The sequence below is a fragment of the Pseudomonas sp. TWR3-1-1 genome (genome assembly GCF_049896545.1).
In the GTDB taxonomy this organism is placed as follows: domain Bacteria; phylum Pseudomonadota; class Gammaproteobacteria; order Pseudomonadales; family Pseudomonadaceae; genus Aquipseudomonas; species Aquipseudomonas weihenstephanensis.
The window spans coordinates 147,459-166,074 of record NZ_JAFCUO010000003.1; the positions used below are offsets into that span (position 1 = coordinate 147,459).

Annotated in this window: 19 protein-coding genes; 9 read left to right on the forward strand and 10 right to left on the reverse strand. The window is 57.8% G+C overall.

Annotated elements, in window-relative coordinates; translation table 11 throughout:
• Positions 1-25: 25 nt before the first annotated feature.
• On the forward strand, positions 26-1,915 hold the full coding sequence (locus ACP7A4_RS09300) for a methyl-accepting chemotaxis protein (RefSeq protein WP_059763163.1): 1,890 nt from the start codon (positions 26-28) through the stop codon (positions 1,913-1,915).
• Between the two features lie 32 nt (positions 1,916-1,947).
• Here ACP7A4_RS09300 and ACP7A4_RS09305 read toward each other — a convergent pair whose 3' ends face one another.
• On the reverse strand, positions 1,948-2,121 hold the full coding sequence (locus ACP7A4_RS09305) for a hypothetical protein (protein ID WP_203303294.1): 174 nt from the start codon (positions 2,119-2,121) through the stop codon (positions 1,948-1,950).
• 127 nt (positions 2,122-2,248) lie between these two features.
• Entirely contained in the window at positions 2,249-3,097 is an 849-nt protein-coding gene (purU, locus tag ACP7A4_RS09310; RefSeq protein ID WP_048363700.1) for a formyltetrahydrofolate deformylase, read from the reverse strand.
• 350 nt (positions 3,098-3,447) lie between these two features.
• Here purU and mvaT point away from each other — a divergent pair, with 350 nt between their 5' ends.
• A complete protein-coding gene (mvaT, locus tag ACP7A4_RS09315; RefSeq protein ID WP_048363549.1) occupies positions 3,448-3,825 on the forward strand; it encodes a histone-like nucleoid-structuring protein MvaT in 378 nt (125 codons plus the stop codon).
• A gap of 82 nt (positions 3,826-3,907) precedes the next feature.
• Here the strand turns inward: mvaT and sbcB are convergent, their stop codons facing one another.
• From sbcB to ACP7A4_RS09330, 3 genes are all read right to left on the reverse strand, one after another.
• A complete protein-coding gene (gene sbcB, locus ACP7A4_RS09320) occupies positions 3,908-5,353 on the reverse strand; it encodes an exodeoxyribonuclease I (RefSeq protein WP_059763164.1) in 1,446 nt (481 codons plus the stop codon).
• Between the two features lie 74 nt (positions 5,354-5,427).
• Positions 5,428-5,787, reverse strand: a complete 360-nt coding sequence (locus tag ACP7A4_RS09325) for a pilus assembly protein PilZ (protein WP_059763165.1) — start codon at positions 5,785-5,787, stop codon at positions 5,428-5,430.
• Positions 5,788-5,994: 207 nt separating this feature from the next.
• The gene (locus ACP7A4_RS09330) at positions 5,995-6,369 is read right to left on the reverse strand and encodes a tetratricopeptide repeat protein (protein WP_048363546.1); all 375 of its coding nucleotides are present in this window, start codon (positions 6,367-6,369) and stop codon (positions 5,995-5,997) included.
• 161 nt (positions 6,370-6,530) lie between these two features.
• Here ACP7A4_RS09330 and pyk point away from each other — a divergent pair, with 161 nt between their 5' ends.
• On the forward strand, positions 6,531-7,982 hold the full coding sequence (gene pyk, locus ACP7A4_RS09335; RefSeq protein WP_048363545.1) for a pyruvate kinase: 1,452 nt from the start codon (positions 6,531-6,533) through the stop codon (positions 7,980-7,982).
• Positions 7,983-8,086: 104 nt separating this feature from the next.
• Here the strand turns inward: pyk and ACP7A4_RS09340 are convergent, their stop codons facing one another.
• Positions 8,087-8,851 (reverse strand): enoyl-CoA hydratase-related protein, encoded by a 765-nt coding sequence (locus ACP7A4_RS09340; RefSeq protein WP_059763166.1) that lies wholly within the window; start codon positions 8,849-8,851, stop codon positions 8,087-8,089.
• A 29-nt stretch (positions 8,852-8,880) separates the two neighbouring features.
• Complete coding sequence (locus ACP7A4_RS09345) at positions 8,881-9,819, reverse strand: iron-sulfur-binding ferredoxin reductase (protein WP_426246517.1); 939 nt, start codon at positions 9,817-9,819, stop codon at positions 8,881-8,883.
• Positions 9,820-10,140: 321 nt separating this feature from the next.
• Between ACP7A4_RS09345 and ACP7A4_RS09350 the strand changes: the two genes are divergently transcribed.
• On the forward strand, positions 10,141-11,664 hold the full coding sequence (locus tag ACP7A4_RS09350; protein WP_048363543.1) for a fumarate hydratase: 1,524 nt from the start codon (positions 10,141-10,143) through the stop codon (positions 11,662-11,664).
• A gap of 80 nt (positions 11,665-11,744) precedes the next feature.
• Here the strand turns inward: ACP7A4_RS09350 and yiaY are convergent, their stop codons facing one another.
• Positions 11,745-12,893 carry an L-threonine dehydrogenase gene (gene yiaY, locus ACP7A4_RS09355; RefSeq protein WP_048399811.1) on the reverse strand — a complete coding sequence of 383 codons (1,149 nt, stop codon included), beginning with the start codon at positions 12,891-12,893 and terminating at the stop codon, positions 11,745-11,747.
• 147 nt (positions 12,894-13,040) lie between these two features.
• Between yiaY and ACP7A4_RS09360 the strand changes: the two genes are divergently transcribed.
• The gene (locus ACP7A4_RS09360; RefSeq protein WP_048363541.1) at positions 13,041-14,066 is read left to right on the forward strand and encodes a DUF4917 family protein; all 1,026 of its coding nucleotides are present in this window, start codon (positions 13,041-13,043) and stop codon (positions 14,064-14,066) included.
• Between the two features lie 13 nt (positions 14,067-14,079).
• Here the strand turns inward: ACP7A4_RS09360 and ACP7A4_RS09365 are convergent, their stop codons facing one another.
• Positions 14,080-14,622 (reverse strand): helix-turn-helix domain-containing protein, encoded by a 543-nt coding sequence (locus ACP7A4_RS09365; protein WP_203303291.1) that lies wholly within the window; start codon positions 14,620-14,622, stop codon positions 14,080-14,082.
• Between the two features lie 150 nt (positions 14,623-14,772).
• Between ACP7A4_RS09365 and ACP7A4_RS09370 the strand changes: the two genes are divergently transcribed.
• Both ACP7A4_RS09370 and ACP7A4_RS09375 read left to right on the forward strand, forming a co-directional pair.
• A complete protein-coding gene (locus ACP7A4_RS09370) occupies positions 14,773-15,555 on the forward strand; it encodes an aldolase (RefSeq protein WP_059763171.1) in 783 nt (260 codons plus the stop codon).
• 32 nt (positions 15,556-15,587) lie between these two features.
• Positions 15,588-16,475, forward strand: a complete 888-nt coding sequence (locus tag ACP7A4_RS09375) for a dihydrodipicolinate synthase family protein (RefSeq protein ID WP_426246520.1) — start codon at positions 15,588-15,590, stop codon at positions 16,473-16,475.
• Between the two features lie 103 nt (positions 16,476-16,578).
• On the opposite strand, the gene ACP7A4_RS09380 is transcribed toward ACP7A4_RS09375, so the two are convergent.
• Complete coding sequence (locus ACP7A4_RS09380; protein ID WP_059763173.1) at positions 16,579-16,911, reverse strand: YegP family protein; 333 nt, start codon at positions 16,909-16,911, stop codon at positions 16,579-16,581.
• A 174-nt stretch (positions 16,912-17,085) separates the two neighbouring features.
• On the opposite strand from ACP7A4_RS09380, the gene ACP7A4_RS09385 reads away from it, so the two are divergent.
• Both ACP7A4_RS09385 and ACP7A4_RS09390 read left to right on the forward strand, forming a co-directional pair.
• On the forward strand, positions 17,086-17,625 hold the full coding sequence (locus ACP7A4_RS09385) for an RNA polymerase sigma factor (protein WP_203303289.1): 540 nt from the start codon (positions 17,086-17,088) through the stop codon (positions 17,623-17,625).
• Positions 17,622-18,572, forward strand: a complete 951-nt coding sequence (locus ACP7A4_RS09390; protein WP_426246523.1) for a FecR family protein — start codon at positions 17,622-17,624, stop codon at positions 18,570-18,572. The genes ACP7A4_RS09385 and ACP7A4_RS09390 overlap by 4 nt, the downstream gene beginning before the upstream one ends.
• Positions 18,573-18,616: the final 44 nt, after the last annotated feature.

Sequence of the window (18,616 nt, forward strand, 5' to 3'; positions counted from 1 at the left end):
TAGACCTTAGCGGACCCTTCAAGCCATGAATAAAAACCTGCGTTTCAGCCATAAAATCCTGCTTGCCGCGTCCCTGATCGTAATAGCCGCCTTCTCGCTATTTACGCTGTACAACGATTATTTGCAGCGCAACGCCATCCGCAGCAACCTGGAAAACTACCTGCACGAAATGGGTAACGCCACCGCCAACAACATTCAAACCTGGTTGGGCGGACGCATCGTACTGAGTGAAAACCTGGCCGAATCGATCGCCATTAACCCGCAAGCAGACAACGTCAGCAGCCTGCTGGAGCAAAAAGCCCTCAGCAGCACGTTCATGTTGGTGTACTACGGTGATAGCCAAGGCGGCTTTACCATCCGTCCGGACAGCAAAATGCCAGACGGTTATGACCCGCGCAGCCGCCCTTGGTACAAGAACGCACTGAACAGCAACGGGGCCAGCCTGACCGAACCGTATATCGACGCGGCCACCGGGCAGATGGTTATCTCGATTGGCACGGCAGTTAAAAAAGCTGGCCAGACCCTCGGTGCGATAGGGGCCGACCTGACCCTCAAGACCATCACTGACAGCATCAACGCCCTGAATTTTGATGGCATGGGCTATGCCTTTCTGATCAGTTCGGACGGCAAGATCCTGGTTCACCCCGACAGCAACCTGGTGACAAAAAACCTCAAAGATATCTACCCTCAAGGCACACCACCGATCAGCACCGAGATCAGCGAAGTCCAGGTCGATGGTAAAACCCGGATCGTGACCTTTGCACCGGTCAAAGGCTTGGGGTCGGTCAACTGGTACGTGGGCCTGTCGATTGATAAAGAGCAGGCTTTCGCCATGCTCAGCACGTTCCGCACGTCCGCCATCATCGCGACCCTGATTGCCGTGGTCTCGATCATTGCTCTGCTCGGTTTGCTGATTCGTTTGTTGATGCAGCCCCTGCATGTGATGACACGTGCCATGCAAAATATTGCCGAAGGCGAAGGCGACCTCACCCGCCGCCTGAACGTTGAGTCCAAGGACGAGTTCGGCACATTGGGCAGTGCGTTCAATCGATTCGTTGAGCGCATCCACACCTCAATGACCGAAGTGGCCTCCGCCACTGAACATGTCAACGAAGTCGCTTTGCGCGTGGTCAGTGCGTCCAATTCCTCAATGCTCAATTCTGATGAGCAAGCCAGCCGCACCAACAGCGTGGCCGCCGCCATCAACGAATTGGGCGCCGCGGCACAAGAAATTGCACGCAACGCCGCCCAAGCCTCGCATCAAGCCAGTGACGCACGTGGCCTGGCTGAAGAAGGCCAGCAGGTGGTTGAACGCAGCATCGGTTCAATGCAACAACTGTCGCAAATGCTCAGCACCTCCAGTGGTCACATTGAGTCGCTAAACGACAAAACCGTGAACATCGGGCAGATCCTGGAAGTGATCACCAGTATTTCGCAGCAGACCAACCTGCTGGCTCTGAATGCGGCGATTGAAGCGGCACGTGCCGGGGAAGCCGGGCGCGGGTTTGCCGTGGTCGCTGATGAGGTCCGCAACCTGGCTCACCGCACCCAAGAGTCCGCGCAACAAGTGCAGAAAATGATCGAAGAGTTGCAAGTCAGCGCCCGCGATTCGGTAAGCACCATGGAAGAGAGCCAGCGGCACAGCAAGGACAGCGTGCACATCGCCAACAGCGCGGGTGAGCGGCTGGTCAGTGTGACCGAACGCATTGGTGAAATTGATGGCATGAACCAATCGGTGGCCACGGCGACGGAGGAGCAGACCTCGGTCGTGGAGTCGATCAACATGGACATTACCGAGATCAACACCCTCAACCAGGAAGGCGTCGAAAACCTGCAAGCCACGTTGCGCGCCTGCTCAGACCTTGAGCAACAGGCCGCGCGCCTAAAACATCTGGTCGGCAGTTTCCGTATTTAAACAGGACGTGAATCTGTGGCCGCCCGTGGCGGCTACAGATCAGGGTTTACTTCAGCTTCTTGCTGCAACTCATCCCACAGCCTGGCGGCGTCAGGAAAATCCGTACCGTCTTCGGGACTGAGCGCGTGCGGGTCGTAACGACTCAGGCACCCTTCACCCAAAGTGGCAGGCGCACTGGACGTGGCCTTGTCGAGCGGATCGGTCATGGCACCTCTCCTCGCTTACGGGCGCTTAGCGCCTGATCGTAGCCTCGTGGCTCGGCAGCTTCTACGCCGGGTTTTGTTCCCCTTTCCCGTAGCAACTGCCGAAAACTGCGGCGGGTTGCGCAACAGCTTAGAACACCACGGTTTTGTTGCCGTGCACCAGCACGCGGTCCTCAAGGTGATAGCGCAGGCCACGGGCCAGCACCATCTTCTCGACATCACGCCCGAAACGCACCATGTCTTCAATGCTGTCACTGTGGCTGACACGCACCACGTCCTGTTCGATGATCGGACCGGCGTCCAGCTCTTCAGTCACGTAGTGGCACGTTGCGCCAATCAGTTTCACGCCGCGCAGCGAAGCCTGGTGGTACGGCTTGGCACCCACGAATGAAGGCAGGAAGCTGTGGTGAATGTTGATCACCTGGCCGGCGTATTCGGTGCACAAGTCTGGCGGCAGGATTTGCATGTAGCGCGCCAGTACCACGACTTCAGCATCATGCTGTTTAACCAGACGCGAAACCTCGGCAAACGCCGGCTCTTTGTCCTTGGGGTTAACCGGTACATGGTAGTAAGGAATACCGTGCCACTCGACCATGCTGCGCAAGTCATCGTGGTTGGATATGACGCACGAGATTTCACAATCCAGTTCGTCGCTGTGCCAGCGGTGCAGCAAATCCGCCAGGCAGTGAGATTCGCGACTGGCCATCAGTACAACGCGTTTCTTTTGCGCCGTGTCTGTAATGCGCCACACCATCGAAAACTCTTCGGCGATTGGCGCAAATGCCTCACGAAAGGCCTCTATTCCAAACGGTAGCGAATCGGCACGAATTTCGTGACGCATGAAGAACCAGCCGCTTTGATCGTCCGAGTGGTGGCTCGCTTCAGTGATCCAGCCATTATGTGACGCCAAAAAATTGCTGACCTTGGCGACAATGCCGACACCGTCGGGGCACGCAATCACCAATCGAAAAGTGCGCATGTAGGGCAAACTCCAAAAAACTTTACTAAGGCCGCCATTCTAGCGAGTGCGCGGCAAAACTACAGTATTCCTTGATGGTAATTACCTGTGCCATTCAGTCGCGCAGGGTACAGCCCGCGTCAGCAGCACCGCGGGCTGCGTCGTATTTAATGCACACAGGCGAGCCGTCATTAACGGCTTATATGAGTCCCAGGAACCTCCGGTATTTAATAACGGGGTTATTGAAAACTGCGAAGTTAATGAATAAAAATTTAAATTATTCTGCCAAGACAGGTTTACTTGCACAAAGTGTCTGACTATTATTGCCGCACTGTGTCCCTGTTAACCCTTTTCAACATAAGGTTATCCTCATGTCCCTGATCAACGAATACCGCGCAACAGAAGAAGCGATCAAAGAGCTGCAAGCTCGCCTGAAGAACCTGTCCGAAGACGACAAACTTCAAACCGAGCTGGAATTTGAAGGCAAACTGCGCACGCTGATGGGTGAGTATCAAAAATCGCTCCGCGATATTATCGCGCTGCTGGACCCAGAGTCCAAAGTAAGCAAAGCACCGCGCGGTGTTGTGAAAACTACCGGCACCAAGCGTGCCCGTAAGGTTAAACAATACAAAAACCCGCACAACGGCGAAGTGATTGAAACCAAAGGCGGCAATCACAAAACTCTGAAAGAGTGGAAAGCCAAGTGGGGCGGTGACGTGGTTGAAGGTTGGGCAACGCTGCTCGACTAAGTAACACTGCACGCGCACCCTGTTTGCGCTGCTAATAAAAACGCCAGCTCGCTGGCGTTTTTTTATGGGCGTTACGTCAGGTTCAATGGTCTTCTTGAGCCTGCGGCATCACGCGCCGGCTCAACGCTTGCGCGTAACGCTGCCATTGCTCTAACACCTGAAGCTGGTCAGGCGTGGCGCTGCGTGCAAGCTCCTCGGCGGCCTGCCTAAAGCCTTCCAGGGTCAGCGGCGCACCCATCTGCGGGTCGGATAAGCGCTGTTGGCAGAATTCACGCCAGCGTGCCTGTTCTTGCTCATTGAGGGTATGTGCAAAGTTTCGCGCCCGGTAACGGAACAATAACTCGGGCAAGCGCTCGTCATCAAAAGGCCAAGTATCTTTGGCTAATGCTTCAGGGTCACTGAGCCTTACTTGCTCACACAGCCGACGGTCACGGTCACCGATAAAACCATCGTATAACTGCTGCTCGGGATCCGCGCTCGGAACAAAGTCTTCGTGGGCATAAACAGCCGCTAGTTTTTCCTGCCAAACTTGCTGGTGCTCGATAAGAGTTTGCGCCCGGGCCTGATATTCATCCATGTCCAGTTGCAGACGCTCTTGATCCTGCGCACGCACTACATTTAACGGCGCCACCACAGGACACCGATTAACGTGTATCAGCTTGAGCGGCACTGGTAATTGTCCATCGGCCAAGTCTTCACGTCGCGTGTAGAGCATTTGGCGCAAGGTGGCTGCATCCAACTCCAATAACGGTCGGGGATCAAAGTGCAGGTCACACACAATCAGTGCATTGCGATTCTTTGGGTGCCATGCCAGCGGTAACACCACCCCCACATAATGGCGAGCTGCCGAGAAGCGACCGGAAATATGCACCATCGGCTGTAAAAGTCGAACCTGATCCAACACCCGTTGCTTAGTCCGCAACTGGAATAACCAGTCATATAACTTGCGCTGTTTTTCACGAATCAATCGCGCCAGTGCAATCGTGGCCCGTACATCAGACAGCGCATCATGGGCCTGGCCGTGGTCAATCCCGTTAGCGGCCGTCAATCGCTCCAGCTTGAGCGTCACACGCCCCTGCTCCTGCGGCCAGACGATCCCCTCAGGGCGCAAGGCATAGGCGGTGCGCACCACATCAATCAAGTCCCAACGACTGTTGCCGCCCTGCCACTCACGTGCGTAGGGATCAAAGAAGTTTCGGTAAAGACTGTAGCGGGTCACTTCGTCGTCAAAGCGCAGCGAGTTGTAGCCCGCACCGCAGGTGCCCGGCAACGCCAGTTGGGCGTGCGTGCGCGTCATGAACTCGGCTTCGACCAAGCCCCGATCTTCCAGGCGACTGGGGGTAATGCCGGTGATCAAACAGGCCATTGGGTGCGGCAGGATATCGTCGCTGGGCTGGCAATACAGATTGAGCGGCTGGTCAATCTCATTGAGTTCCAGGTCGGTGCGAATACCGGCAACTTGCACCGCCCTGTCACAGCGCGGATTGATGCCAGTGGTTTCGTAGTCGTACCAAAAAATAGTGGTCACGGGGTGTTCCTGAACAGTAGACCCCGTAAGTCTAGGCGCTCAAGCGTGAGCAAGACCAGCCCCGCGCCCTGGCATCAAGCAGAAGCCGGCAAGGGATAAAAACTGAAGTACTGACGCAAGGTTGTGATCAGCGCGCTGTACTCGGCAGGTGGCTGATACAGGATAAAGCCCGAATCATAGTGATGCGGCGTCACATCTTCATGGCACCACAGGCAGCGGGCGGTCAGGTCGATGACTTGCACATGCCCCTCAACGCCTGGCAGCTTGAGGCGCAACTCAAAATTGGCATCGATCAGCACCGGCAGTTGACTGATCAACATCAGCCCCTCATCCGACACACAACCGAGGAACCCGATAGGCTTGTCCGTGAACCGATTAAAGACTTTCAAGAAATACGGCAGTTGATGACGCTCGATACGGCGATCAGTAAACATGCGAAATATCACTTTGAAAGGCCATTGAGCATGGCCGCGCTAGTGCTTTGAGTGCCCGCGCACCACGGCGCACAGGCATGGTGTACACGCGAAGTGCTGGCCCGGACCGGGCAGCAAGGCCGTGCAGGCGCGCACCCACAATGCGGCCTGTCACCCTGTCATATTAGTAAAAGTCAGGCAAATGGCCAGCTTCTATTTCATCCATCATCAGATCTGTGCGGGAAGCGCTTGCGTGGTGCCGCCCCCAGGGATGAACTTAAGAATACGCAGCGTCTCAATGCGCGCCTTGGCGCGGTAGGCATATTCGCTCTGCGGGAATTCATTGATGATCCACTGATAAGTCTGGGCAGCGTCCAGGTAAAACTTCGTACGCTCCAGGCACAGCCCGCGCAACATCGCTGTTTGCGGCCAGATATACGGACGACTGCGGCTGTCGCGATCAACTTCCGAGAGTTCGAGCATGACGGTTTCGCAATGCCCACGATCGTAAGCGCGGTAGGCATTGTTCAAATGGTGATTCATCGACCAGCGGGTACAACCGGTCACCGTGGTGGCCAACAGTAAAACGAGCAAAATGCGCATGGGTATCTCCTGTTCTGGGCAGTGTATCGACCCCGCGAGCAAATTCTTCAGGCCAATGACCGTATGCACCACAACTTAAGTCGAAAGTAGTGCAGAGGAACAATGACTACAGCCAAAGACCATAGTAGCCTTTGGCAGCGCTTGAACTCAGGAGTCTTTGCATGTCCGTTCGTCGAACCAAAATCGTTGCCACCCTTGGCCCTGCCAGTAACTCACCGGAAATGCTGGAACAGCTGATCCTTGCTGGCCTGGACGTTGCCCGTCTGAACTTCTCCCACGGCACCCCCGATGAGCACAAAGCTCGCGCCAAGCTGGTGCGTGACATCGCCGCCAAGCATGGCCGCTTCGTTGCCCTGCTGGGTGACCTGCAAGGCCCGAAAATTCGTATCGCCAAATTCGCCAACAAACGCATCGAGTTGAAAATCGGTGATCGTTTTACCTTCTCCACCAGCCACCCGCTGACCGAAGGCAACCAGGAAATCGTCGGTATCGATTACCCGGACCTGGTTAAAGACTGCGGCGTAAACGACGAGTTGCTGCTCGATGACGGCCGCGTTGTGATGCGTGTTGACACCGCCACGGATGACGCACTGCATTGCACCGTGCTGATCGGTGGCCCGCTGTCGGACCACAAAGGCATCAACCGTCGTGGCGGCGGCTTGACTGCACCGGCCCTGACCGAAAAAGACAAAGCCGACATCAAGCTCGCTGCCGAGATGCAAGTCGACTATCTGGCCGTTTCGTTCCCGCGTGACGCAGCCGACATGGAATACGCCCGCAAACTGCGTGACGAAGCAGGTGGCACGGCGTGGCTGGTGGCCAAGATCGAACGCGCTGAAGCCGTGGCCGATGACGAAACCCTCGATGGCCTGATCAAGGCCAGCGACGCCGTGATGGTTGCCCGTGGCGACCTGGGCGTCGAGATCGGCGACGCTGAGCTGGTGGGCATCCAGAAAAAAATCATTCTGCATGCACGCCGCCACAACAAAGCGGTGATCGTCGCGACCCAGATGATGGAGTCGATGATTCAGAACCCGATGCCAACCCGCGCCGAAGTGTCCGACGTGGCTAACGCCGTGCTCGACTACACCGACGCCGTGATGCTGTCGGCTGAAAGTGCGGCTGGCGCCTACCCGCTCGAAGCCGTGCAGGCCATGGCACGGATTTGCGTCGGCGCCGAAAAGCACCCGACCAGCAAAACGTCCAGCCACCGCATCGGTAAAACCTTCGAAAGCTGCGACCAGAGCATTGCGCTGGCAGCCATGTACACCGCCAACCACTTCCCGGGCGTCAAAGCGATCATCGCGCTGACCGAAAGTGGTTACACGCCGCTGATCATGTCGCGCATCCGCTCCTCGGTGCCGATCTACGCGTTCTCCCCGCACCGCGAAACCCAGGCCCGTGCCGCCATGTTCCGTGGCGTTTACACCGTGCCGTTCGACCCGGCTTCGTTGCCGCCAGAACAGGTCAGCCAGGCAGCCATTGACGAGCTGCTCAAGCGCGGCGTTGTCGAGAAAGGCGACTGGGTCATCCTGACCAAGGGCGACAGCTACCACACCATCGGTGGCACCAACGGCATGAAGATCCTGCATGTCGGCGACAAAATGGTTTAAGCCTGACAAGGCGATAACCCAAAGCCCCGCCTGAGTGATCAGGCGGGGCTTTTTCGTCATCACTGTTCAGCGTAGGCGCCGCCTTCGCCGGCGGCGTCAGTGGCTCACAAGGTCTTCGGGCTGCCCTTGTTGATAAATCCGGACAGCGCCGCCATCGCTTCAGGCGAACTCAGGCGCTGAATAAACAGCCAGCTTTCTTCCTCGATCACACGCTGCAACTGCTCGCGCCCCGGGGCTTTCATCAGGCGCTTTGTGTCTTGCACCGCCGCTGGCGCCAACGCGGCCAGTCGATGAGCGGCGACAAGGGCTGCACGCCAGACCGCTTCACCGTCTTCCAGCGCCGCATTGGCCAGCCCCCATGCCGCCGCCTGCGCCCCACTAAAACCCTCACCGAGCAACAACAACTCAGCCGCCCTGGCCTGCCCCAGCCGCTGCACCAACAACAGGCTCGAACCAAACTCCGGGCTTAGCCCCAGATTGACAAAGGGCATGCGCAGACGCGCATCTGCTGTTACGTACACCAGATCGCAATGCAGCAGCAACGTCGTACCGATCCCCACTGCGGTGGCGGCCACCGCCGCGACCACGGGCTTGCGACACGCCATCAGGCTACGCATGAAACAAAACACCGGGCTGCTCAGGTCCACGGGCGGGTCTTGAAGAAAGTCAGCAATGTCATTGCCACTGGTAAAACACTGCGCGCTGGCGCACAACACCACCGCATGCACTGAGGCATCCGCATCGGCTTGTTCCAATGCGTGCGCCAAACGACTGTACATGTCACGGGTCAGGGCGTTTTTCTTCTCGGGACGGTTCAGGCGTAAGGTCAACACCGCGCCGTCGCGCTCTACAACGATGGCTTGAGTCATGCGTGCTCCCGAAGAGTCGGAACCTGCGCTCAACTGCGGCTTAGAAAAACATCCGCCAGCAGTTGGTTGCGCGACAGCCCCGCCAGAAACAAGCGCTTGGCAAACGCTTGAACCGTGTCGGGGTGGCCACAGACTAAAGCGCGCGTTTGACGGGAAACAAGACGCATCTGGACTAGATAGTCAGCCAGCTCAGCGCCCAACACGTATTCCACACACAGCGCTGGATACGTGCGCGCCAGCCCGTCCAGCTCCTGCTTGAGGTAATGCCCGGCGGTGTCTGTGGCCACATGCACCAGGCGGATCGGCCCGTGATGCTCCTGGCGCAAGGCTTCGCGCAGCACACCGTAAAGCGGCCCCAGCCCCGTGCCTGCGGCCAAGAGCCACAACGGCAGCTCCTGCCAGTCAGGGTCGTAATGCAACGCGCCACCGCGCAGCTCGCCCAGGCGCAACACGTCGCCGACCACAAGCTGACGCGCCGCATTGACGAACGCTCCGCGAGCGCTGCAATCGACATGCACCACCAACAAAGGGTCCTCACCCGGCAGACTGGCCAACGAATACGGGCGCGCCACCCCGCTGCGCGTCCACAGCACCAGATGCTGCCCCGCGCGGTAACGCAGTGGGCGCCGCGGTAAAAGGCCAAGCCGCAGCACCGAGGGGCTTAACCAGTCCAATGCCGCCACCTCGGCAGGCTCGCCATCGCGCACCGGGTCAAATGCCTCGACCTGCATGTCTTCGACCACTTGGCACTGACACGCCAAGCGCCAGCCTTGCTCACGCTGCGCACGGGTCAAGGCATCCGGCTGCAAGTCCAGCGGCTCACCCCGCACACAGCGCACCAGGCACGCATGGCAACTGCCCGCGCGGCAACTGTAAGGCACGGGCACGCCCGCCTGATTCAGGCTGTCGAGCAAATTGCTGCCGGTGGCAACTGACCGGTGCTGGTCAGCGACGTGTAACTCGGGCACTTCAGGCTCCTGTGGGACTTAGACGTCTTATTGCAGGCGATCATAAGATGGCGCACGCGATTTAGCTGAATGATTTCGCGGGCTGATTCTACGACGCCTTCGCTGTGGGACACAGCCTTGGGCAGCGACGACGCGCACCCCCTACTTTCGTTTTAACCGCAACGGATGTATCACAAGGTTGGCCGGGTTATACTGCCGCGCCTTTTTTGTACCGGTCATGCGTGCCCGGTATATCCCTGCAAAGATGTTTACGACAGACCGAAACACCCAGGTCGCAAACACCTTAATTGAATGTTCCCGTCTTATAGAGGAGCGCGACCCATGACCGTGATCAAGCAAGACGACCTGATTCAGAGCGTTGCTGACGCCCTGCAATTCATTTCCTACTACCACCCGGTGGACTTCATCCAGGCCATGCACGAGGCTTACCTGCGCGAAGAATCGCCAGCGGCCCGTGACTCGATGGCACAAATCCTGATCAACTCGCGCATGTGTGCCACTGGCCACCGCCCGATCTGTCAGGACACCGGTATCGTCACCGTGTTCGTGCGTGTGGGCATGGATGTGCGCTGGACCGGCGCCACCATGGGCCTGGACGACATGATCAACGAAGGCGTGCGTCGCGCTTACAACCTGCCAGAAAACGTCCTGCGCGCCTCCATCCTGGCCGACCCGGCCGGTGCCCGTCGCAACACCAAGGACAACACCCCGGCAGTCATCCACTACTCCATTGTTCCGGGCAACACCGTGGAAGTGGACGTCGCGGCCAAAGGCGGCGGTTCCGAGAACAAGTCGAAAATGGCCATGCTCAACCCGTCCGACTCGATCGTTGACTGGGTACTCAAAACCGTTCCGACCATGGGCGCGGGCTGGTGCCCACCGGGCATGCTCGGCATCGGTATCGGCGGCACGGCTGAAAAAGCCGCTGTGATGGCCAAAGAAGTGCTGATGGAGTCCATCGACATTCACGAGTTGATCAAGCGCGGCCCATCCAATCGTATCGAAGAGATGCGCCTGGAGCTGTTCGAAAAGGTCAACCAGCTGGGCATCGGCGCCCAGGGCCTTGGCGGTCTGACCACCGTGCTCGACGTCAAAATCATGGACTACCCGACCCACGCAGCGTCGCTGCCGGTGTGCATGATCCCGAACTGCGCGGCCACCCGTCACGCCCACTTCGTACTGGACGGCTCCGGCCCGGCATCGCTCGAAGCGCCGCCGCTGGACGCCTACCCGCAAATCGTCTGGGAAGCAGGCCCATCGGCCCGCCGCGTCAACCTCGACACCCTGACGCCTGAAGACGTACAAAGCTGGAAGCCGGGCGAAACCGTGTTGTTGAACGGCAAAATGCTCACCGGTCGTGATGCGGCGCATAAGCGCATGGTCGAGATGCTGAACAAGGGTGAAACCTTGCCGGTCGATCTCAAAGGCCGCTTCATCTATTACGTGGGCCCGGTTGACCCGGTTGGCGACGAAGTAGTGGGGCCAGCAGGTCCGACCACAGCGACGCGGATGGACAAATTCACCCGTCAAATCCTTGACCAAACCGGCTTGCTGGGCATGATCGGTAAATCCGAGCGCGGCCCGACCGCAATCGAAGCGATCAAGGATCACAAAGCGGTGTACCTGATGGCGGTGGGTGGCGCGGCCTATCTGGTGGCCCAAGCGATCAAAAAGTCGCGTGTGGTGGCCTTTGCCGAGTTGGGCATGGAAGCGATCTACGAGTTCGATGTGAAAGACATGCCGGTGACCGTGGCAGTCGACAGCAAAGGCGAGTCGGTTCACATCACCGGCCCGGCGATCTGGCAGAAGAAAATCAGCGAGAGCCTGGCTGTTGAAGTGCAGTAAGCACTGATCAGCCAGACACGAAAACGGCCGGGTTAAACCGGCCGTTTTTTTATGGGCGCTGTTTCAAACAGCCCCTGGCATCAAAACGCGTTACGAAAAATCTCTTCAATCTGCGCCTGATCCGCTTTACGCGGGTTAGTGAACCCGCACGCATCTTTCAAGGCATTGGTGGCCAGCAGCGGTATGTCATCCAGCTTGGCGCCCAAGTCCCGCAGGCCCGCCGGGATCTCTACATCCTTGGCCAGTGTACGAATCGCCGCAATGGCCGCCTGCGCGCCCTCTTCCGGGCTTAAACCGCGTACATCCGCACCCAATGCATGGGCCACGTCGGTCAGGCGCGAGGCGCACACACTGGCATTGAACGTTTGTACATGGGGCAACAACACGGCATTGCACACCCCGTGCGGCAGATCGTAGAAGCCACCCAGTTGGTGCGCCATCGCATGCACAAAACCCAGCGACGCATTGTTGAACGCCATGCCGGCTAGAAACTGCGCGTAAGCCATGTTCTCGCGGGCAGTCAGATTCGTGCCGTCTTTCACCGCATCGCGCAGGTTATGGCTGATCAGCTCCATCGCCTTGATTGCGCACGCATCGGTAATCGGATTGGCGGCAATCGACACATACGCTTCGACGGCGTGCGTCAGCGCATCCATACCCGTAGCCGCGGTCAGCCCCTTGGGCATGGCCACCATCAACTCCGGGTCATTGACTGACAGCAACGGTGTCACGTTGCGATCAACGATGGCCATTTTTACGTGGCGCTCTTCGTCGGTAATGATGCAAAACCGTGTCATCTCGCTGGCCGTGCCCGCGGTGGTGTTGATAGCCACCAGCGGCAATTGCGGTTTGGCCGAGCGGTCTACGCCTTCGTAATCACGAATATGCCCGCCATTGGTCGCGCACAGCGCAATACCCTTGGCGCAGTCATGGGGCGAGCCGCCGCCCAGCGACAACACAAAATCACACTGATGCTGCTTGAGCACTGCCAAACCCGCTTCAACGTTGGCAATACTCGGGTTGGGTTTGGCACCGTCAAAGATCACGGCATTGATGTCTTGCAATGCAAGTTTTTCGGCAATTTTAGCGGCCACCCCCGCCTTGGCCAGACCTGCGTCGGTCACGATCAACGCGTTACGAAATCCATAATTGCGAATCGCAGTCATGGCTTCATCCAGACAACCGTTGCCCATGATGTTCACGGCAGGAATAAAAAAGGTACTGGTCATGGCGAGTCCTCTTTGCGGGCGCACCCGCGACGCTGATGAAGTCAATGAGCATAGCTTCACCCCATCAGTTAATAAGGATGTTGATCTGGCTCAACACAGCGGCGTGATAAAGTCCTGCACCGCCCACGCCTTGAGACGATATTTGCGATGACCCCCTTCCAGGAATTTGATGCCGAACTAGAAGACTGGAACGCCTTACGCACCAGCACCCCGTGCAGCGGCTTGCTGCTGGGCAATGGCGCAAGCATGGCTGTGTGGCATGACTTTTATTACGACTCGCTGTTTGAAAAAACCCGCAGTGTGGCCGAAAAACCCCTCAGCCAGACCGAACTCAGTGTGTTTGAAGCCTTGGGCACACGTAACTTTGAACACGTGCTCAGCGCACTTAAAACCGCGAGCAAGGTCAACAAAGCCCTGGCAATCAATTCGGCATCACCGCGCAAACGCTATTACGCAATCAAGGAAGCGCTGATCAACAGCACCCAGGACGTGCACATCCCGTGGCGCCTGATGCAGCCGCACACCTTGGCGTGCTGGCAAGAAGCGTTGGCGCAATACGCCACGGTGTATTGCGCCAACTATGACCTGCTCACGCCCTGGGCCTTGATGCAGGCCCCCAAGCGCTTCAATGACCTGTTCAATACCCCGGGCGCCACGTTTGAGCTGGGCGACAGCCTGAGCAAAGGCAAAACCACGCGCGTGCTGTACCTGCACGGCGCGCTGCATCTGGTGAAAAACCAGGAAGGCAAAGCGCGCAAATGCACGGGTAACGAGTCGACCTTGCTCAGCAACTTTGCGATCAACCACTCAATCAGCGCGCTGGACGATGTGCCATTGTTTGTCAGCGAAAGCACCAGCGACGACAAGCGTAAATCCATCCGCCATTGCGATTACCTGTCGTTTTGTCATGAGCAACTGATGACTCATAAAGACACGCTGTGCATCTTCGGCCACAGCCTGGGCGAGCAGGATCAGCACCTGATCGACGCCCTGCGTGTGGCGCCTCTGAAAACCCTGTGCATCTCGATCTATCCGCGCAGCGAAGCATTTATCCGCTTCCAGAAAAACCACTACACGCAGCTATTTGCAGAGAAAAAGGTGGCATTGCGCTTCTATAACTCAAAAACACACCCACTGGGTTCAACCCGGCACAGAGTGCCGGTCGAGGAGTAAACCGCCTCTCGCGCTATTGCTCGGTGCTGTGCACCACCACCAGCAATTGCGCTTGTACCTCACCGACCGAGCGCAGGCGGTGAGGTTTGTTCGCGTTGAAATGCAGCGCATCGCCACGCTGCAAGATCACCCGCTCATTCATGAAATCGACTTCGACCGCGCCCTCGTGCACGAACAGAAACTCTTCCCCCACGTGCTCTTTGAAGCTGGGGTCGGCGAACTCGGCGGGTGGGTACATCATGAACGGCAGCAAATTACGTTCACTGACCTGATGCGCCAACACGGCATACCCCGGCGACTTTTCATTGCTCGACAGCAGTCGGTGCTGATCGCTGCGCACCAGGCTGTAGCCATCAAGCGCGGCATTCTCCTGGGCGAATAACTCCTCAACATTGACGTTGAGTGCCTTGGCCAGTTTCAACGCAGCGGCAATCGACGGGGTGTTCAAACCGCGCTCGACTTTCGATAAATAACTCTTGGTCATACCGGATTTTTCAGCCAGCGTCTCAAGGGTCACGCCAAGTTTTTTTCTGAGTAATTTCAAACGGATAGACATGTAGAGCGATTAATCCATCAAAGGAGTAGCGAGTTTTACTTGCCAATGACACTTTGTGTCATATAGCCTTTTAAGTGTCATAACGCACTGCCCCCATCACCTTTCACGCCATAGGGGCAGGCCCATCCGGCAATCACCGAGGACACCGACATGGCCAAGACATTAGCACTTCCCAAAGAACAACTGGTCAAGCAAGCACTGGCGCAGATGCAACATACGCTGGCGGATAATACGTGGACTGCCCGGCAAAAGCTGGCGCTTACCTGCCGCATCCTGTTCGAAAATGGTCACGACTCAGGCCTGGCCGGGCAAATTACTGCCCGCGGGCCACAACCCGGCACCTACTACACCCAACAATTGGGCCTGGGGTTTGATGAAATTACTGCGGGCAACCTGCTGCTGGTCAATGAAGACCTGGAGGTGCTCCAAGGTCACGGCATGCCCAACCCGGCCAATCGTTTCCACAGCTGGGTGTACCGCGCCCGTCCCGACGTGAACTGCATCATTCACACCCACCCCACGCATGTGGCCGCCCTGTCGATGCTCGAGGTGGCGCTTGAGGTATCGCACATGGACCTGTGCCCGCTGTATGAAGACTGCGCTTTTCTGGAAGGTTGGCCGGGCGTACCGGTGGGGAACGAAGAAGGCGAACTGATCGCCGGAGCGCTGGGCGATAAACGCGCGATTTTGCTCTCGCACCACGGCCAATTGTCGACCGGCGCCAGCATTGAAGAAGCCTGCGTGATTGCCCAACTGATAGAACGCGCGGCCAAACTGCAATTGCTGGCAATGGCGGCGGGCACCATCAAGCCGATTACACCGGCACTCGGTCGCGAAGCCCATGACTGGATCAGCCGTCCAAAACGCCACGCCGCTGCCTTCAATTACTATGCTCGGCAAAACCTGCGTCGTCATGCCGACTGCCTGAACTGATCCGCCTCCCCCTACCTGACAGGACACTGACCATGACGACTCCAACCCTCCACGGCATCATCGGCTACACCATCACCCCGTTCACGGCAGACGGCGACACCCTCGACCTGCCCGCCCTGGGCCGCTCCATTGACCGACTGATTGACAGCGGCGTACACGCCATCGCGCCGCTGGGCAGCACCGGCGAAGGCGCCTACCTGAGTGACGCCGAATGGGATGACGTCAGCGCGTTCAGCATTGCCCACGTTGCCAAACGCGTACCGACCATTGTCAGCGTCTCCGACCTGACCACCGCCAAGGCCGTACGCCGTGCCCGTTTCGCCGAACAGCACGGCGCCGACGTGGTCATGGTGCTGCCCGCCTCTTACTGGAAACTCAGCGAGGCAGAAATCCTCGCCCACTACCAGGCCATCGGCGACAGCATCAGCTCCCCGATCATGCTGTACAACAACCCAGCCACCAGCGGCACTGACATGTCCGTGGAGTTGATCCTGCGGATTTTCAATGCCGTTGAAAACGTCACCATGGTCAAGGAAAGTACGGGCGACATTCAGCGCATGCACCGTCTGCAACAACTGGGCGAGGGCCAGGTGCCGTTCTACAACGGCTGCAACCCGTTGGCCCTGGAAGCGTTCGCGGCAGGCGCCAAAGGGTGGTGCACCGCAGCGCCCAACTTGATCCCGGCGCTGAACCTGGCGCTGTATCAAGCGGTGCAGGCCAACGACTTGAACAGCGCGCGGGCGCTGTTTTACCGCCAACTGCCGCTGCTCGAATTCATCCTCAAAGGCGGCCTGCCCGCCACCATCAAAGCCGGTTTGCGCCTGACCGGTCTGGAAGCGGGCAACCCGCGCCTGCCCGTATTCGCGCTGGGTGAAGCGGGGGTAAAACACTTGGGAAGCTTACTCACCCAACTGAAATAAACCGCTAGAGACCGAAGGCTGTGTCCGATTGCCAAGCGACCGGACACAGCCTCGCGCTACGCGTCAGTTGCGACAACTCTGGCAACAGAGCCTCTACAGGCCTTTACGGCTGCTCTTTAATCACCGTCGTCGGCCCATTGCTTTTAACACTGGCAATGCCCTTCTCGCGTGCCGCCTCGGTGCTGTATTGCTCGCTGGTGCCAATAATCTGGTGATTGGCCGCCTTGAGGTTGAAGTACGGCTTACCGTCCTTGGCCACTTTTCTCTCATAGCGCTCATCCAGTGGGCTATTGACCTGCACCGAAGCAATTCCGTTTTTGGCCGCCTCACGCGTGGTGTACTGCTCGCTCACCAAAATCGGCTCGTTATTGGCCGCTTTCAAAACAAACCGGAACTGCCCATTACTGGTTTTGCCCAACTCGTACCAACCCGACATGACGTTTCTCCTGAATGCTGACGGTTTTTTGCATGCCTGAGTAAAGCCTGCGCCCAGCTTTTATCCATTTATCTGCATGAAATGACGAAAGATCAATTTCCATGCAGACAAATGGCAATAATTCTCGATACCATTCGCAACTTATTTTGCATCGCTGAGCCCCCAAGGATTTTCATGCCAGGCTTAAAACACGATCCCGCGTTGGCCGAATCCTTGCGCGAGTTCTATACGCAGATTCTGCATTTCCTGCGCAAACGCACCGACAACGCCAGCGATGCAGCTGACATGACGCAAGACGTTTTCGCCCAATGGCTGGGCTATCAAGACCGGGCCAAAGTCGAGCAACCACGGGCTTTTTTGTTCCAGATGGCGCGCAATCTGCTGCGCGATCACTGGCGTCGTCAGCAGGTGCGCCACTCGGCTCACGCCGAGCCGCCTGAGCACGACGCCGAGCCGTTAAGCGATGAGAGGGATGACCCGATGCTGGCTGCACAGCGCCTGCAACGCCTGGAACAGCTTAAGGCCGTGCTTGCAGAACTCTCGCCCAGACGCCGCGAAGCCCTTATGCTGCACCGCTTTGAAGGTTTGAGTCAGGCGCAGATCGCGCAACGCATGGGAATTTCGGTAAGCATGGTGGAAAAGCACATCGCCTTTGCCTTGTTGCACTGCAAGCAACATCTACATCGGGACAGCGGCAAGGAGCAGCCAAAATGACCTCTTTTCACGCCAGCGCCGAAGACAGCATTGACGCTGAGGCGGCCCATTGGTTTGCGCGCAACCGCAATCAGCCCGATCGTCAAAGCCGCGCTCAATTCAGTGCCTGGTACGCCATCCCCGCACATGCCAAAGCCTATGCCGCATTTGAATCGCTATGGGGTGACTTGGGCGAACTCAGGCAACTGAATAAACCGCGCGTGCTCCCGGTAAAGCCACCGGTCAAGCGCCGCTCAGTGCTGGCATTAGCCACTGCGGCAGCCGTGTTGTGCGCCGTGTTTGCATTAAACCTCGGCACCCCCGTTGCACTGCACCAGCAACACATTGCCACACAGGCCAAGGGTGCCAGAACCCTTACACTTCCTGATGGCAGCACCCTGTACGTCAACGCCAACACACAATTGCGCATCAACTTCAGCGCGCATCAACGCGACATTTTTCTGGATCACGGCCAGCTCTATATCGAGGTGGCAGCCAATAAAGACCAACCCTTGGTGGTGCACGCAGGCGATGCGCGGATACGCGTGGTCGGCACCGGCTTTGATGTGCGCCGCAGCCCGCGGCAATTAGTGGTCAGCGTCGCCCACGGCCAAGTGGCATTTTTGCCGGACGCCAAACACTCGGCCTTGCTAAGCGCTGACCAGCGTGCCAGTTACGACTACGCCCGACACGTGTTGAGCGAGCAAATCCTCACCTCCAGCGAGATTGCCGACTGGCGCGGCGGCCACCTGACCTTTCGCAAACGCGAACTGGCCAGCCTGATCGACGAACTGGACCTCTACCGCCCCGGCGTCATTGAACTGGCCAGCGGCCCACTCGCCCGTTACAAGGTGTCCGGCAACCTCGACGTCAATGATCCGCTGGCTTTGGTCAAAGCCCTGCCTGCCTTGATACCGGTGAAAACCGTGCTCCTGGACAACGGAAAAATACGCATCGAACCCCGCTAAAAAAACATATGCGAATATTTTGCATTCGCATATGAGGTTTTCTC

Coding starts and splice junctions, on each gene's coding strand:
- ACP7A4_RS09350 (WP_048363543.1), top strand. CDS start 10,141: ATGACCGTGATCAAGCAAGACGACCTGATTCAGAGCGTTGCTGACGCC.
- ACP7A4_RS09300 (WP_059763163.1), top strand. CDS start 26: ATGAATAAAAACCTGCGTTTCAGCCATAAAATCCTGCTTGCCGCGTCC.
- ACP7A4_RS09375 (WP_426246520.1), top strand. CDS start 15,588: ATGACGACTCCAACCCTCCACGGCATCATCGGCTACACCATCACCCCG.
- ACP7A4_RS09385 (WP_203303289.1), top strand. CDS start 17,086: ATGCCAGGCTTAAAACACGATCCCGCGTTGGCCGAATCCTTGCGCGAG.
- ACP7A4_RS09365 (WP_203303291.1), bottom strand. CDS start 14,622: ATGTCTATCCGTTTGAAATTACTCAGAAAAAAACTTGGCGTGACCCTT.
- purU (WP_048363700.1), bottom strand. CDS start 3,097: ATGCGCACTTTTCGATTGGTGATTGCGTGCCCCGACGGTGTCGGCATT.
- ACP7A4_RS09330 (WP_048363546.1), bottom strand. CDS start 6,369: ATGCGCATTTTGCTCGTTTTACTGTTGGCCACCACGGTGACCGGTTGT.
- ACP7A4_RS09360 (WP_048363541.1), top strand. CDS start 13,041: ATGACCCCCTTCCAGGAATTTGATGCCGAACTAGAAGACTGGAACGCC.
- yiaY (WP_048399811.1), bottom strand. CDS start 12,893: ATGACCAGTACCTTTTTTATTCCTGCCGTGAACATCATGGGCAACGGT.
- mvaT (WP_048363549.1), top strand. CDS start 3,448: ATGTCCCTGATCAACGAATACCGCGCAACAGAAGAAGCGATCAAAGAG.
- ACP7A4_RS09305 (WP_203303294.1), bottom strand. CDS start 2,121: ATGACCGATCCGCTCGACAAGGCCACGTCCAGTGCGCCTGCCACTTTG.
- pyk (WP_048363545.1), top strand. CDS start 6,531: ATGTCCGTTCGTCGAACCAAAATCGTTGCCACCCTTGGCCCTGCCAGT.
- ACP7A4_RS09390 (WP_426246523.1), top strand. CDS start 17,622: ATGACCTCTTTTCACGCCAGCGCCGAAGACAGCATTGACGCTGAGGCG.
- ACP7A4_RS09325 (WP_059763165.1), bottom strand. CDS start 5,787: ATGTTTACTGATCGCCGTATCGAGCGTCATCAACTGCCGTATTTCTTG.
- ACP7A4_RS09340 (WP_059763166.1), bottom strand. CDS start 8,851: ATGACTCAAGCCATCGTTGTAGAGCGCGACGGCGCGGTGTTGACCTTA.
- ACP7A4_RS09380 (WP_059763173.1), bottom strand. CDS start 16,911: ATGTCGGGTTGGTACGAGTTGGGCAAAACCAGTAATGGGCAGTTCCGG.
- ACP7A4_RS09370 (WP_059763171.1), top strand. CDS start 14,773: ATGGCCAAGACATTAGCACTTCCCAAAGAACAACTGGTCAAGCAAGCA.